This is a genomic window from Anoxybacillus sp. P3H1B, assembly GCF_001560855.1.
Classification (GTDB): Bacteria; Bacillota; Bacilli; order Bacillales; family Anoxybacillaceae; genus Anoxybacteroides; species Anoxybacteroides rupiense.
Genome location: NZ_LPUG01000013.1, coordinates 1 through 14,778, shown reverse-complemented (window position 1 = coordinate 14,778; position 14,778 = coordinate 1). Strand labels below are relative to the sequence as shown.

The following is a 14,778-nucleotide window of genomic DNA, read 5'->3' as shown; positions in this document are numbered from 1 at the left end:
TCCTTTTTTTCCAAAATTGTACCATATGATCATTTTACCGTATTAAAGTCATTTACACAAACAAAAAAAGAGGAGGAAATATATGGTCAAAGTAAATATTGGCATCCTGAACGCCTTCATTCGAATCACATGCGGATTAACCATGCTTGCCTGGGCCACTTCCAAAATGGTCAAACATCCTTGGCGCGACTCCTATATGGTGATTGCTTGGTTAGCCGCTATGAAAGTGGCAGAGGGAATTACACGCTTCTGTCCGCTCACAGCATTGTATGAAAAATGCCGAGAGCAAGAACAAACAAAGGAAACAGCAAACAACCCAACTTAATGATAAAAACAGGGCTGACTTTCATAAGCCAGCCCTCTAATCTATGGATAAGGAGAGAATTCATAATGCTGCTTGAATATATGACCGATATGTCATTTGTGCTTGCTACCTTAATCGGGAGCATTGTCGCTCTTACTTTTGTTTATGTGAAGAAAAAGCGCGTGCGGTAGCTTTGCGACCAATATCGCTTCGATAAAATAATTGATCACATTGGATATGAGAAATTTCCGTATACACTTCTTGCTGCGCAGCCCGCAACGTCTCACCTTTTGCCGCAACGAGCAGCACACGGCCGCCATTTGTGCATACGATGCCATTTTCAACCTTCGTTCCAGCATGAAATACAAGTGTGTCTTCTTTCAACGCGTCCAGCCCGATAATCGGCGCTCCTTTTTCATATGCATCCGGATAGCCTTTAGAAGCTAAAACGACGCCAATAACCGCTTCATTGGACCACTTCGGCTCCGCCTCTTTCCCTTCCAGTAAATCGACCAGCAGCTCAACCAAATCTGTTTCTAGACGGGGCAGTACCACTTGCGCCTCCGGATCACCGAAACGGGCATTGAATTCAATGACTTTTGGTCCTTGAGGGGTTGCGATTAGCCCTGCATACAAAACGCCTGTAAATGGATTTCCTTCTGCGACAAGCGCTTTTGCGATGGGATGAATGATTTGCTCAATGGCTTGCTCCACGACTTCTGCAGAAATCTGCGGCACAGGAGAGTACGCTCCCATTCCTCCTGTATTCGGACCCTCATCGTTATCAAAGGCGCGTTTATGATCCTGGGCGATCGCCATTGGGTAAGCTTTTTCACCGTTGACAAAAGCCATCAACGAAAACTCTTCCCCCTCTAAAAACTCTTCAACCACGACTTGCGCACTTGCTGCCCCAAATTTCTTTTCGATCATCATATCATATAAAGCGGCTAAGGCCTCTTGTTCCGTCATCGCCACAGTAACACCTTTTCCAGCCGCCAGTCCATCCGCTTTGATGACAATCGGCGCTCCCTTTTCCTCCACATACGCTTTGGCCTCTTCATATGAAGTAAAGGAGCGATACTCCGCTGTCGGTACGCCATATTTTTGCATCAATTCCTTTGCAAACGCCTTACTTCCCTCGATCAGTGCGGCTTTCTTTTTCGGTCCAAAAATACGTAGCCCTTCTTCTTCAAAGCGATCGACAATTCCATTCAATAACGGTGCTTCTGGACCGACAATCGTCAAATCGATTCTTTCGTTTTTAGCAAAATGCACAAGCGCTTCGATATCCTGTTCATCGATGGGAATCAGTTGGGCTGCTTGAGCCATTCCCGGATTCCCCGGTGCGGCATACAGCTTTTGCACAAGCGGACTTTGCGCCGCTTTCCAAACGATCGCATGCTCCCGTCCCCCACGACCGATTACGAGTACTTTCATTTGCTTCACTCCTTAATGCTTAAAATGGCGCACGCCAGTAAAGACCATGGCAATGCCGTATTCATCTGCCTTTTTGATGGAATCCTCATCGCGGATCGATCCGCCCGGCTGAATGATCGCGGTGATTCCTGCTTTGGCTGCTGCTTCTACTGTATCATCCATCGGGAAAAATGCATCAGAGGCTAAAGCGGCTCCTTGCGCTTTATGACCCGCTTGTTCAATCGCAATTTTAGCTGCGCCCACGCGATTCATTTGCCCTGCTCCGACCCCGATTGTCATATGGTCTTTCGCGAGCACAATCGCATTGGACTTGACATGCTTGACCACCTTCCATGCCAACTTTAAATCTTCCCATTCCGTTTCGGTCGGCTGCCGTTTCGTGACAATTTTTATCTCGGCATCGTCCAATGTGTATCGATCTTCATCTTGTACAAGCAGGCCGCCATGCACGGACACGAAAAACGGTTCATTTTTGTGCTGCGCTGCAAAATCAATGGTTAATAAGCGAAGATTTTTCTTCTGCGTTAAAATTTCAACGGCTTCTTCACTGAAGGATGGAGCGATAATAATTTCAAGAAAAATTTCATGCATTTTTAATGCCGTATCGCGGTCCACTTCTCGGTTCAAGGCGACAATTCCGCCAAAGATTGAAGTTGGATCCGCTTCATACGCTCTTGTAAAAGCGGCCAAAATCGTATCGCCGATTCCTACTCCGCACGGATTCATATGCTTAACCGCAACGGCGGCCGGTTCAGCAAATTCTTTGACAATTTGCAATGCCGCATTCGCATCATTAATATTGTTATAGGATAGCTCCTTGCCATGCAGCTGTTTAGCCGCCGCAATGGAAAAGATAGAGCCAAGCGGCTTTTGATAAAAAGCAGCTTGTTGATGCGGATTTTCGCCATAGCGTAAATCTTGTTTTTTCGTAAAGGTCATGGTCAAGGATTCTGGATAGCGTTCCCCCGCGAAATTTGTTAAATACTCAGCAATCATGGCATCGTAAGCGGCCGTATGACGGAATACTTTCGCCGCCAATTTTAAATTCGTATCATGAGAAACCGCCCCATTTTCCTTGAGCTGCTGCAATACGATTTCATAATCAGCCGGATCAACAACAACCGTTACATATTGATGATTTTTCGCCGCCGCCCGAAGCATGGTCGGACCGCCAATGTCGATATTTTCAATCGCCTCGGCAAATGTAACTTCTGGCTTGGCGATCGTTTGCTGGAACGGATATAAATTCACAACGACTAAGTCAATTGGTCGAATATGGTGCTCATCAAGCTGCTTGCTATGGCGCTCATCATCGCGAATCGCTAAAAGTCCGCCATGGATCATTGGGTGCAGCGTCTTCACACGCCCATCTAAAATTTCCGGAAATCCTGTGACCTCAGAAATGCTGATCACCGGAATCCCTTCTTGCTCTAGAGCTTTCTTCGTTCCACCTGTTGAAATGATTTCGATTCCCAATTCTGACAAGCGCTTAGCGAAAGCAATGATACCTTCTTTATTCGAAACACTTATTAAAGCACGTTGAGCTTTCATGCATGTTCGATCCTTTCTCTCAATGTTCAAACAATGTTTGTAATACTTCGGGATATAGCTGATGCTCCAGCTCATGAATTCTCGCTTCTAATTGCTCCAACGATTCTCCTTCATAAATAGGAATGGCACGTTGTTCAATAATCGGTCCTGTATCCATTCCTTCGTCCACATAATGAATCGTCACTCCCGTTGCCTTCACACCGGCGCGATACGCTTGTCCGATTGCGTCTTTTCCAGGGAAGGCAGGCAGAAGCGAAGGATGAATATTCACCATTTTTCCCTCGTAAGCCGATAAAAGCGTTGGCCCAATTAGGCGCATATAACCGGCTAAAACGATCCACTCAATCCCTTTTTCTTTTAAGCGCATTAAAATATCGCGTTCAAACTCGGCCTTTTCTGCATAATCTTTTGGATGAAAAACAAAGGTAGCGATCCCTTCTTTCTTCGCTCTCTCAATCACCTTTGCTCCCGGGCGATCGCATACAAGCAAAGCAATGTCAGCTTGCAGTCTTTTTTGTTTGACAGCCTCGACAATCGCTTGAAAATTCGTTCCGCTGCCAGATGCAAAAATAGCGATTCGTTTCATTCCATTTTCCCTCCAGCAAAGACAACTCCTTCTCCTTTTTTCACCCGTCCGATCAGATACGCCTTCTCTCCGAGCTGTTCTAAACGTTCCAATAGCGGTTGAATCATTTCGCTATCTACCGCCATGACTAGACCGATCCCCATGTTGAAAATATTGAACATCTCCTGGCGCATCAGATGTCCCTTCTCCTGAAGCAAATCGAAAATCGGCGGAATCGGCCAAGAGCCATAATCAATTTCGGCACAAAAACCGCTTGGCAGCATGCGAGGGATATTTTCAACAAAGCCGCCCCCAGTAATATGGGCCATGCCTTTGATCGCAAATTCTTTCATCACTGCCAGCAACGGCTTCACATAAATGCGCGTCGGTTTTAGCAGCTCTTTACCTAGTGGAGCAGCGAATCCCTCATACGTTTTATGAAGGTCAAGTTGGGCTTCTTCAAGCACAATCTTCCGCACAAGCGAATAGCCGTTGCTATGAATGCCGCTTGAAGCAAGCCCAATAAGCGCATCGCCTTCTTGAATGTTTGCTCCCGTGATAAGTTTGGATTTCTCCGCTACTCCCACCACAAATCCAGCCACATCATATTCTTCTTCGCCATACATTCCAGGCATTTCTGCTGTTTCGCCGCCAATGAGGGCGCATCCCGCTTGCACACAGCCATCGGAAATACCTTTAACAATTTGCGCAATTTTTTCAGGCACCGCTTTTCCGCACGCGATATAGTCAAGGAAAAACAGCGGTTCTGCGCCTTGAACGACAATATCATTGACACACATTGCCACACAGTCGATTCCAATGGTATCATGCTCATCCATCATAAAAGCTAGCATTAATTTCGTGCCAACCCCATCTGTTCCCGATACAAGAACAGGTTCACGATATCCGAGCTGCGATAGGTCAAACATGCCGCCAAAACCGCCTAGTCCGCCCAATACTTCTTTCCGATTCGTTTTTTGTACGTGCTTTTTCATCAGCGAAACCGCTTGATATCCAGCCTCAATGTCGACACCCGCTCGCTTATACGACTCCGCCATTTTAAGTCCTCCTTTATTGCTTAACTGTTTGCTCTAATAACTGGCTGCATGTATTAGTTGGGTATTCTCCGGTAAAACATGCCATGCATTGACCGCGAAACAGAGAACCGTTCGCCGAACGCCCAATCGCTTCCAGCAATCCTTCATGGCTTAAAAATGCTAACGAATCGGCGCCAATCATCTGCCGCATCTCTTCAACCGAATGGGCGGAAGCAATGAGTTCCTCTTTTGTTGGCGTATCAATTCCATAAAAACAAGGATGAGTAATAGGCGGTGAGCTAATGCGAACATGGACCTCTTTCGCCCCAGCTTCTCGAAGCATGTTGACGATTCGTCTGCTTGTCGTTCCGCGCACAATCGAGTCATCAACCATGACGACCCGCTTGCCAGCTACGACTCCCCGGACAGGAGATAACTTCATTTTCACGCCTTGTTCACGCAATGCCTGCGACGGTTGAATAAACGTCCGCCCTACATAACGATTTTTAATTAATCCTAGCTCATATGGAATTCCTGTCACCTCTGCATAACCAATCGCGACAGAAATGCTGGAATCAGGCACACCTGTCACAACATCTGCATCGACTGGCGCTTCAAGCGCCAAGCGTTTTCCTAAATTTTTGCGGGCTGTATGAACATTGATCCCATCGACATTGCTGTCAGGACGGGCAAAATAAATGTATTCCATACTGCAAATCGAGCGCGGGCGTTTTTCCGCATAACGTTCTGCATAAATGCCGTGTTTGTTAATGATAATCAGTTCTCCAGGCTCTACTTCGCGCTCGTACACAGCTCCCACTACATCAAACGCACACGTTTCCGAAGCGACGACATAAGCATTGCCAAGACGGCCGATAGAAAGCGGACGGAATCCTTGTGGATCAAGAGCGATGTACATTTCTGTTTCCGTCAACAAAAGGAAGGCGAATGCTCCTTCGAGATAGTTGAGGGCCACCTTGATTTGCTCCTTTAACGTTGGCGCCATGCTACGACGAATTAAATGAGCAAATACTTCCGTATCCGAAGTCGTTTGAAAAATGCTTCCTTGCTGTTCAAGACGGAGCTTAAGCTCAGCCGCGTTGACTAAATTGCCGTTATGGGCCAAAGCAATGCTTCCGCTTTGCGAGCGGAATAGCAGAGGCTGAACATTTTCGTAGCCTCCGCCTCCTGCTGTTGCATAGCGCACATGCCCAATCGCTGCCGCTCCGTTTAATTGCTGTAGCTGGCCATCGCTAAATACTTCCGTCACAAGCCCGAGACCTTTATGTCCCTTCAATGTTTCACCATCGGAAACGACAATCCCTGCCCCCTCTTGGCCGCGATGCTGTAAGCTGTGCAATCCATAATAAGTGACTTGTGCCGCTTCCTCGTGTCCCCAAATCCCAAAAATTCCACATTCTTCGTTTAATCCTTTGATTTCAGCAAGCATGGAATAGCTCCTTTCCACACGCTTCTCATTTGTGTAACCGAAAGCTGGACAACTGTTTTACCGCTTTCTGCCTCGATATGAAGCATCCCATCACTAGTGACTTCTCCAAGCAAAGTCGCTTCTATGAACTGTTCAAAGGCCGCCTGATGTTCCTTTTTCACGGACACAATAAAACGCGATTGTGTTTCGCTGAATAATTCGGCAACCGCATCGCCGCTGATCTTTACCTTTGCTCCTAATCCATCCGCATTCATTAAACATTCAGCTAACGCTACGGACAAACCGCCTTCAGATACATCGTGAGCGGAAGCAACCAATCCGGCGCGAATCGCCGCTAAAAGCGCTTGCTGGCGCTCGGCCTCCACATGCAAGTCAATGCTTGGCGCTTTGCCGAAAATGCGGCCTTCTAATAATTTTTGTAATTCACTGCCGCCAAATTCCTGCTTTGCTTTTCCAATCACATAAATGAAATCGCCAGACTGTTTGAACGCTTGCGTCGTGATATGGCTCAATTCATCAACGAGCCCGACCATTCCGACAACAGGGGTTGGGTACACCGCTTCACCATTCGTTTCGTTGTAAAGCGATACATTGCCGCTAATGACCGGTGCATTTAATAAACGGCACGCCTCGCTCATTCCATCGACCGCTTTTTCAATCTGCCAAAAAATTTCTGGTTTTTCAGGATTTCCAAAATTAAGACAATCTGTAATCGCTAGCGGCTTAGCGCCTGAGCAGACAATATTCCGGGCCGCTTCCGCAACGGCGATTTTTCCTCCTGTCTCTGGATCTAAATAAATATAGCGTGAGTTGCAGTCCGTCGTCATCGCCAATGCTTTTTTTGTCCCGCGAATACGCACAACCGCCGCATCTGATCCCGGCGCGACTACCGTATTCGTTCGCACCATATAATCATATTGATCATATACCCATTCCTTGCTCGCAATCGTCGGTTGCGCTAACAATGAAAGCAGTGTTTCCTCATAGTTCTCTACCGTCGGAAGATAATCGATTTGTTGAAATTCTTGATAATAATCCGGTTCTTTGGACGGCTTATGATACACGGGTGCATCTTTCGCTAAAGCATCGACTGGAACCTCAGCGACCACTTCGCCATGGAAATAAAGACGAAGCATTTTGTCATCCGTTACTTTTCCGATCGCAGTGGCCTCAAGCCCGTATTTAGCAAACAAATCATAAATTTCTTGCTCGCGGCCCTTTTTCACAACAAGAAGCATCCGTTCCTGCGATTCTGAAAGCATCATTTCGTACGGAGTCATCCCTGTTTCGCGCTGTGGCACAAGATCTAAATTCATCTCAATGCCAAAGCCGGCTTTGCTGGCCATTTCAGCAGAAGAACTAGTAAGCCCGGCAGCGCCCATGTCTTGGATGCCAACGAGCGCATCAGACTGAACGACTTCTAAGCAAGCTTCCAGCAACAATTTTTCCATAAAAGGATCACCGACTTGAACCGCTGGGCGCTTTGCTTCAGACTCTTCGGTCAGTTCTTCAGAAGCAAAGGTGGCCCCATGAATGCCGTCGCGTCCTGTTTTAGCTCCAACATACATCACCGTGTTGCCGACACCCGATGCTACACCGCGCTGAATATCCTCATGACGGATCAATCCCACACACATAGCATTGACGAGCGGATTTCCGTCGTAAGCACGGTCAAATTGCACCTCGCCGCCGACGGTCGGAATGCCAACACAGTTTCCATATCCGGCAATGCCAGCGACAACATGTTCAAATAAATATTTGACACGAGGAGAAGTTAACTCCCCAAAACGCAATGAATTCAGCAAGGCGATCGGCCGAGCTCCCATGGAAAAGACATCGCGAATAATTCCTCCAACCCCAGTTGCTGCGCCTTGGTACGGTTCAATCGCAGAAGGATGGTTATGGCTTTCAATTTTAAACGCAACGGCTAATCCGTCACCAATATCGACAATCCCTGCTCCTTCACCAGGCCCTTGCAAAACATGATCGCCTTCAGTCGGGAATTTTTTTAAAACGGGCTTGGAGTTTTTATAGCTGCAATGCTCCGACCACATCACGGAAAAAATGCCGGTTTCCGTATAGTTAGGCAAACGCCCAAGAATGCGTTCTACCATTGCAAACTCTTCATCTGTTAATCCCATTTCACGATATAATTTTTCTTCTTTAATCATTGTCGGACTTGGCTCAAGAAGTAACGACATGTGCTTCCCTCCAATATTTCACAATTGACTGAAACAACTTCAAACCATCAGCGCTGCCGAGCAGCTCATCCACTGCACGCTCCGGATGAGGCATCATCCCTAGAACATTGCCTTTTTCATTGATAATACCGGCAATGTCAGCTAAACTGCCGTTCGGATTTTCCCCATAGTATCGAAAAACAATTTGGCGATTATCGATCAGCTGCTTTAACGTCTCTTCATCGCAGTAATAGTTGCCTTCGCCATGGGCGATCGGGATCGTAATCATTTCATCCTTCTCGTACATTGAAGTAAACATTGTTTCATGATTTTCTACGCGAAGCTCTACTGGACGGCACATAAATTTTAGACTGTGATTGCGGCGCATTGCTCCTGGCAAAAGCCCGGCTTCCAACAAAATTTGAAATCCATTACATACGCCTAAAATCGGTTTCCCTGCTTCTGCCGCTTGTTGGATCGCCTTCATCACGTTGGAAAAGCGGGCAATCGCCCCTGAACGAAGATAGTCTCCGTATGAAAAGCCTCCCGGAAGTAAAATTCCATCAAACTCATCAAGATGGTCGGCATCATGCCATACATACTCGACCTCTTCTCCCAATTCATCCTTAATCGCATGGTACATATCAACATCACAGTTGGAGCCCGGAAATACAATCACTGCAAATTTCACTGCGCCACTACCTCCTCAATCTCATACCGGTAGTCTTCAATCACTGTATTGGCTAATAGCTTTTCACACATATCGCGCACAATTTCTTCAATATCGCGATCGTTTTTTTCAATCATAAGCTCCATAAACTTGCCAATCCGCACATCTTGTACTTCTTGGTAAGATAAGCTGTGAAGCGCTCCTTTTACCGCACTTCCTTGTGGATCTAGCACGTTTTCTCGCAATGTGACATATACTTTTACTTTGTACATTTTGTTTGTCCCCCTAATCTTTGTAAAATCACTTCATAGGCATCCGTTAAGTTTCCTAAATCGCGTCGAAATACATCTTTATCAAATTTTTCATTGGTTTCCATATCCCATAGACGACAAGTATCTGGCGAAATTTCATCCGCCAATATTATGTTTCCTTCCGCATCAAAACCAAACTCTAATTTAAAATCAATTAATCGAACCTGACAGCTGTGAAAATGGCGGGTGAGGATCTCATTGATCTTTAAAGCCTGCTCCTTTAATATGGCGATTTGTTCTGAGGTCGCTAGCTTTAAAATAGCAATATGGTCTTCCAACAACAGAGGGTCGCCAAGCTCATCATTTTTGTAATAAAACTCAATCAGCGGTTTTTCCAAACTTGTTCCTTCGGCAATGCCAAGCCGCTTTGCAAGGCTTCCAGCGACATAATTGCGGACAACAACTTCAAGGGGAATAATCGTTACTTTTTTAACAAGCTGCTCTGTTTCCGAAAGTTTACGAATAAAATGATTATTGACGCCGGCTTCATGCAATTTGGCAAATAATAAGCTGGTAATTTCATTATTTAAACGTCCTTTTCCAGCAATAGTTGCCTTTTTCTCTCCGTTAAATGCCGTGGCGCTATCCTTATATTCAATCCAAAACACCGCTTCTTCATCTGTGCGATACACTTTTTTTGCTTTTCCTTCATAAAGCTGCTCTAATTTTTTGACCATGGGTAGAAGCCTCCCAAAACAGAATATTAGGAATTTTTTGGCTTGTGGGCAGGTAAGGGAAAACCTTACCTGCTTTGCTTATAATCCGAGACGCGTAAAAATCGTATCAACGTGCTTGAGATGATAATGGTAATCAAAGCAATCATCGATTTCCTCTTTCGTCAATCGCTGTGTGATCGCTTCGTCTGCCTCAACCAACGAACGGAACGGAACTTGTTTCTCCCATGCTTCCATTGCTTTTGGCTGAACTAAGTCATACGCTTCCTCACGTACCATGCCTTTATCAATTAACGCTAACAAAACGCGTTGAGAATAAATCAATCCAAGCGTGCGATCCATATTGCGTTTCATATTTTCTGGGAATACTGTCAAGTTTTTTACAATATTAGCAAAGCGATTGAGCATATAGTTCAACGCGATGGTGGCATCAGGCAAAATAATGCGTTCAGCTGATGAATGGGAAATATCGCGTTCATGCCAAAGCGGCACATTTTCGTAAGCCGTTAGCATATATCCGCGAATGACACGCGCCATCCCTGTCATATTTTCAGAGCCGATTGGATTGCGTTTATGCGGCATTGCAGAAGATCCCTTTTGTCCCTTAGCAAAAAACTCCTCCACTTCACGTGTTTCACTCTTTTGCAAACCACGAATTTCAACAGCAAATTTTTCGATGGACGTTGCAATGAGCGCCAATGTCGCCATATAATGGGCATGGCGATCACGCTGAAGAGTCTGAGTGGAAATAGGTGCTGGCTCTAATCCAAGCTTTTCGCATACATACTTTTCAACAAAAGGATCAATATTCGCATACGTTCCGACAGCTCCGGAAATTTTCCCAACTCGAACCGTTTCAGCAGCCTGTTTGAAACGTTCTAAGTTTCGCTTCATTTCCTCATACCAAAGAGCTAATTTCAACCCAAACGTTGTCGGCTCTGCATGAACCCCATGCGTCCGTCCCATCATGACCGTATATTTATGCTCTTGTGCTTTTTCCTTTAATACTTGAATAAAGTACTCTAAATCTTTAAGCAAAATTTCATTTGCCTGCTTCAGTAAATACGATAAAGCGGTATCGACAACGTCCGTCGATGTTAATCCATAATGCACCCATTTTCGTTCTTCTCCTAATGTTTCGGAGACCGCACGGGTAAAGGCAACCACATCGTGACGAGTTTCTTCCTCAATTTCTTTAATGCGCTGGATATCGAACGAAGCGTTTTGGCGAATTTTCGCCACGTCTTCCTTTGGAATGACTCCCAGCTCCGCCCAAGCCTCACAAGCTAAAATTTCTACTTCCAGCCACGCTTTAAAGCGATTTTCTTCCGTCCAAATCGCTCCCATCTCCGGTCTTGTATACCGTTCGATCATTTTTTTTTCCTCCTTCTGCACTCAAACATCTGTCATTTCATCCAAATTTTCAAATCATCGATACGTTGCAGTGCGGCATCTACATTTTCAGCAAGCAGCGTAACATGTCCCATCTTCCGTTTGTGCTTCGCCTCTTTTTTTCCATATAAATGAAGGTGCATATCGGCCATTTCGGCAATGCAGTCTATTACTGGCTGGAGATGCTCGCCTAAAATATTGACCATCACAGCCGGCTTCAATAACTCTGTACCGCTTAAAGGCCAATTGCAGATGGCACGAATATGTTGCTGAAATTGAGAGGTCACACAAGCATTAATTGTATAATGACCTGAGTTGTGCGGTCTAGGGGCAAGCTCATTAATATAAATATCTCCTTCACTGGTTAAAAACATTTCCACTGCCAGTGTTCCGACTAATTCAAAATACGTCGCAAGTCTTTCTGCATAAGCGATGGCTTTTTGGGCGATGTGCTCAGCCATTCGTGCGGGAACGATCGTTTGGTGCAAAATATTATCAAGATGGATATTTTCTGCAACAGGAAATACTTTCATATCTCCTAGCCCATTTCTTGATACAATGACAGAGACTTCTTTTTCAAAGGAAACCCATCCTTCTAACACACAATGGCCTGATTGCAGCAACAAACTAGCCGCTTGGACATCCTTTTTGGAACGAATCACAAATTGCCCTTTGCCATCATAACCGCCTCGGCATGTTTTCAGCACACACGGCAGGCCAATCGCATCAACGGCCGTCACTAATTCTTCTTTTGTTTGCACCTCCTGATAAGGGGCAACTGGAAGTCCTGCTGTCACAATCGCTTGTTTTTCTGTAGCTCGATCTTGAGTGATCATGAGCAGCTTGCTTCCTTGTGGAACATAGGAGTGGCTGACAAGCCAATCGAGCGCTGCCGCATCAATGTTTTCAAATTCATACGTAATCACATCGCTTACCTCAGCCAGCTTTTGAATGGCACTTAAATCGCTATATTCTCCCGTAATTTCGATATCTGCTACTTGACCGCACGGAGAATCGGCGATCGGGTCAAGCACGGCAATGCGGAACCCCATTTCTTTAGCGGCAATAGCCATCATTCGACCAAGCTGTCCGCCTCCAATAATCCCAATGGTTTGTCCAGGTACGATCATCTGGTTATTCAAGATCATCACTGCTTTCTAATACTTCTTTACGAATTTGCTCTCTTCTCGCTTTTAAAGCATTCATATATTCGGAATCGAAAATCCCAAGAATGGCCGCGGCTAAAAGGCCTGCATTCGTCGCTCCTGCCTTTCCAATAGCAACAGTCGCAACAGGCACACCTCCTGGCATTTGTACGATCGATAAAAGAGAATCTAAACCATTTAACGTTTTTGATTGAATGGGCACACCGATAACAGGCAACGTTGTTTTTGCGGCTACCATCCCAGGTAGATGTGCGGCTCCCCCGGCTCCGGCAATAATTACTTTAATGCCTCTCTTTTCCGCAGATTCTGCATACTCAAACATGTAGTCAGGGGTTCGGTGTGCAGAAACCACTTTTTTTTCAAACGGAATGTGTAATTCCGATAATATATCACAAGCATGCTTCATTGTATCCCAATCCGATTGACTTCCCATAATGACACCAACAAGCGGGTTCATTTGCTCTCACCTCATTAGTTTTTACCATAGAAAAACCCAGAACGCGTGTTCCTTATTTGAGGGAAAGCACCGTTCTGGGCATAATTCGGCCATAAAAAAGGCGAAAAAGCCATTCGATCCTTTCCCTCATAGTCCAATAATTTACGGTTATTGGGTAGAGACTTTTGGGCCATATTCCCAAGATTATATGAGGGAATGTTATCAAGTTACCACTATCTTATCAATGTTTTTGTAACGATGTCAACACAGAATCGAACGTTTTTTTTAAAATAAAAAATAATGTTCGGATTCTCTATTTGTTTCACCAATTTATAGCCGAGACATATGATAAAATAGCAAAAGTGACGATTCCTGGTTTTTCTATTTAAGAAGAACGCAAGAAAGGCACCAGACAAAATTCTGTTTAGTCTTAAGTAAACAGGGAGAAGAAAGGAGAAACAACATGAAAACAAGCCCATTCGGTTCATTTCCTCCAGACTGGACGAAGCATTGGGAAAATTTTTTTAACGAAGATTTTTGGGGGAGTTTCCAATCTTTTCTCCCTGCTACAGAAAAATCAACGAACACGACAGGAGTGAATATATACAAAAAAGCAGAGAATGAGCTACTCATTGTGGTTTGTTTGCCTGGTTTAGAAGATATAGAGCATGTCGAATTATATACGTATTACAGAGCATTAGAAATTAAAGCAACGATTAATTTACATTTTCAAGGGTTTGAGCTCGTGGAGGAAGGGATTTTTCAAGGAACATGGGAAAAGACGATTCCTCTTCCTTTCCCAATAAAAGAGGAGAGAATCGAGGCAACCTATCATCACGGACTGTTAATCATTCATCTGCATCGCTTGATTCCTGATGTTCGAAAAAGGCGAATTGACATAAAAAAGACTGAATAAAAAAAGCGACTAACCTCTTCATTATAAAAGGTTAGCCGCTTTTTCTTCATTTCGGCACCTATTTTCCACGGTGCTTTTTTATGGGGGAGAGGATTTTAATGGCGTTAATAAAAACGCAAAATCTAATTGGACAAAAAAATTAGAGAACGGATTGACCAGTTCTCTAGCTTCTGTCCGCCTAGCAACGTCCTACTCTTGCAGGGGCGTTAGCCCCAACTACCATCGGCGCTGGAGAGCTTAACTTCCGTGTTCGGGATGGGAACGGGTGTGACCTCTCCGCCATCGTCACTAGACTATTCGAAGGATGGTTCCTTCAAAACTAGATAACAGATCAGGGAAGAAAGGAGACGGTGCTTCGCTTTTCTTGATGTCTAATTCTTCAAGTTGGCTCCACTTATGTCGCGTCGGAAGAACATTTTCCTTCCGGCGCTAAGCGCTCGCTTCCCCTTTTCGTATTGTCTAGTTCCGCAAGCTGCATCCTACGGTCGTTTCCGCTTCTTCTATCCCAGTCTCCTGACTTGTCCGTCAGAAGCTTGAACGCCCTATGGATGCAAGCGAGCTTGCTCCCCTTTTCGTATTGGTTAAGTCCTCGATCGATTAGTATCCGTCAGCTGCACGTGTCGCCACGCTTCCACCTCGGACCTATCTACCTCGTCATCTTCGAGGGATCTTACTTGCTTATGCAATGG

15 protein-coding genes, 2 rRNA genes and 1 riboswitch are annotated in these 14,778 nt (G+C 45.2%); of the genes, 3 read left to right on the top strand and 14 right to left on the bottom strand.

The window, feature by feature from the left end; genetic code table 11:
- The first annotated feature begins 82 nt into the window (after positions 1 to 82).
- Complete coding sequence (locus tag AT864_RS08975) at positions 83 to 325, top strand: DUF2892 domain-containing protein (RefSeq protein ID WP_066148406.1); 243 nt, start codon at positions 83 to 85, stop codon at positions 323 to 325.
- Positions 277 to 495, top strand: coding sequence for an EYxxD motif small membrane protein (locus tag AT864_RS18675; RefSeq protein WP_369815515.1), 219 nt, complete (start codon positions 277 to 279; stop codon positions 493 to 495). Before AT864_RS08975 ends, AT864_RS18675 begins: the two co-directional genes overlap by 49 nt.
- Here the strand turns inward: AT864_RS18675 and purD are convergent.
- From purD to purE, 12 genes are all read right to left on the bottom strand, one after another.
- Complete coding sequence (gene purD / locus AT864_RS08970) at positions 458 to 1,741, bottom strand: phosphoribosylamine--glycine ligase (RefSeq protein ID WP_066148404.1); 1,284 nt, start codon at positions 1,739 to 1,741, stop codon at positions 458 to 460. The genes AT864_RS18675 and purD overlap by 38 nt on opposite strands.
- Before the next feature lie 12 nt (positions 1,742 to 1,753).
- Positions 1,754 to 3,292 carry a bifunctional phosphoribosylaminoimidazolecarboxamide formyltransferase/IMP cyclohydrolase gene (gene purH, locus AT864_RS08965; protein WP_066148401.1) on the bottom strand — a complete coding sequence of 513 codons (1,539 nt, stop codon included), beginning with the start codon at positions 3,290 to 3,292 and terminating at the stop codon, positions 1,754 to 1,756.
- Between the two features lie 19 nt (positions 3,293 to 3,311).
- Positions 3,312 to 3,878 (bottom strand): phosphoribosylglycinamide formyltransferase, encoded by a 567-nt coding sequence (gene purN / locus AT864_RS08960; protein WP_066148397.1) that lies wholly within the window; start codon positions 3,876 to 3,878, stop codon positions 3,312 to 3,314.
- Positions 3,875 to 4,915 (bottom strand): phosphoribosylformylglycinamidine cyclo-ligase, encoded by a 1,041-nt coding sequence (purM, locus tag AT864_RS08955; RefSeq protein WP_044741334.1) that lies wholly within the window; start codon positions 4,913 to 4,915, stop codon positions 3,875 to 3,877. The genes purN and purM overlap by 4 nt, the downstream gene beginning before the upstream one ends.
- 13 nt (positions 4,916 to 4,928) lie before the next feature.
- Entirely contained in the window at positions 4,929 to 6,344 is a 1,416-nt protein-coding gene (gene purF, locus AT864_RS08950; RefSeq protein ID WP_066148396.1) for an amidophosphoribosyltransferase, read from the bottom strand.
- Positions 6,320 to 8,545, bottom strand: coding sequence for a phosphoribosylformylglycinamidine synthase subunit PurL (purL, locus tag AT864_RS08945; RefSeq protein WP_066148394.1), 2,226 nt, complete (start codon positions 8,543 to 8,545; stop codon positions 6,320 to 6,322). Before purL ends, purF begins: the two co-directional genes overlap by 25 nt.
- On the bottom strand, positions 8,529 to 9,215 hold the full coding sequence (gene purQ / locus AT864_RS08940) for a phosphoribosylformylglycinamidine synthase subunit PurQ (protein ID WP_066148392.1): 687 nt from the start codon (positions 9,213 to 9,215) through the stop codon (positions 8,529 to 8,531). Before purQ ends, purL begins: the two co-directional genes overlap by 17 nt.
- Positions 9,212 to 9,466 carry a phosphoribosylformylglycinamidine synthase subunit PurS gene (gene purS, locus AT864_RS08935; RefSeq protein WP_044741330.1) on the bottom strand — a complete coding sequence of 85 codons (255 nt, stop codon included), beginning with the start codon at positions 9,464 to 9,466 and terminating at the stop codon, positions 9,212 to 9,214. The genes purQ and purS overlap by 4 nt, the downstream gene beginning before the upstream one ends.
- Positions 9,454 to 10,182, bottom strand: a complete 729-nt coding sequence (gene purC / locus AT864_RS08930; protein WP_066148390.1) for a phosphoribosylaminoimidazolesuccinocarboxamide synthase — start codon at positions 10,180 to 10,182, stop codon at positions 9,454 to 9,456. The genes purS and purC overlap by 13 nt, the downstream gene beginning before the upstream one ends.
- Positions 10,183 to 10,260: 78 nt before the next feature.
- The gene (gene purB / locus AT864_RS08925) at positions 10,261 to 11,553 is read right to left on the bottom strand and encodes an adenylosuccinate lyase (RefSeq protein WP_066148388.1); all 1,293 of its coding nucleotides are present in this window, start codon (positions 11,551 to 11,553) and stop codon (positions 10,261 to 10,263) included.
- 32 nt (positions 11,554 to 11,585) lie between these two features.
- Positions 11,586 to 12,719 carry a 5-(carboxyamino)imidazole ribonucleotide synthase gene (gene purK, locus AT864_RS08920; RefSeq protein WP_066148386.1) on the bottom strand — a complete coding sequence of 378 codons (1,134 nt, stop codon included), beginning with the start codon at positions 12,717 to 12,719 and terminating at the stop codon, positions 11,586 to 11,588.
- Positions 12,706 to 13,194, bottom strand: coding sequence for a 5-(carboxyamino)imidazole ribonucleotide mutase (gene purE / locus AT864_RS08915; protein ID WP_066148385.1), 489 nt, complete (start codon positions 13,192 to 13,194; stop codon positions 12,706 to 12,708). The genes purK and purE overlap by 14 nt, the downstream gene beginning before the upstream one ends.
- A 109-nt stretch (positions 13,195 to 13,303) precedes the next feature.
- Positions 13,304 to 13,405, bottom strand: a riboswitch (purine riboswitch).
- A 231-nt stretch (positions 13,406 to 13,636) separates the two neighbouring features.
- Between purE and AT864_RS08910 the strand changes: the two genes are divergently transcribed.
- Positions 13,637 to 14,089 carry an Hsp20/alpha crystallin family protein gene (locus AT864_RS08910; protein WP_066148383.1) on the top strand — a complete coding sequence of 151 codons (453 nt, stop codon included), beginning with the start codon at positions 13,637 to 13,639 and terminating at the stop codon, positions 14,087 to 14,089.
- Between the two features lie 176 nt (positions 14,090 to 14,265).
- Here AT864_RS08910 and rrf read toward each other — a convergent pair.
- A 5S ribosomal RNA gene (gene rrf, locus AT864_RS08905) occupies positions 14,266 to 14,382 on the bottom strand.
- A gap of 284 nt (positions 14,383 to 14,666) precedes the next feature.
- Positions 14,667 to 14,778, bottom strand: a 23S ribosomal RNA gene (locus tag AT864_RS08900); the annotation flags it as partial.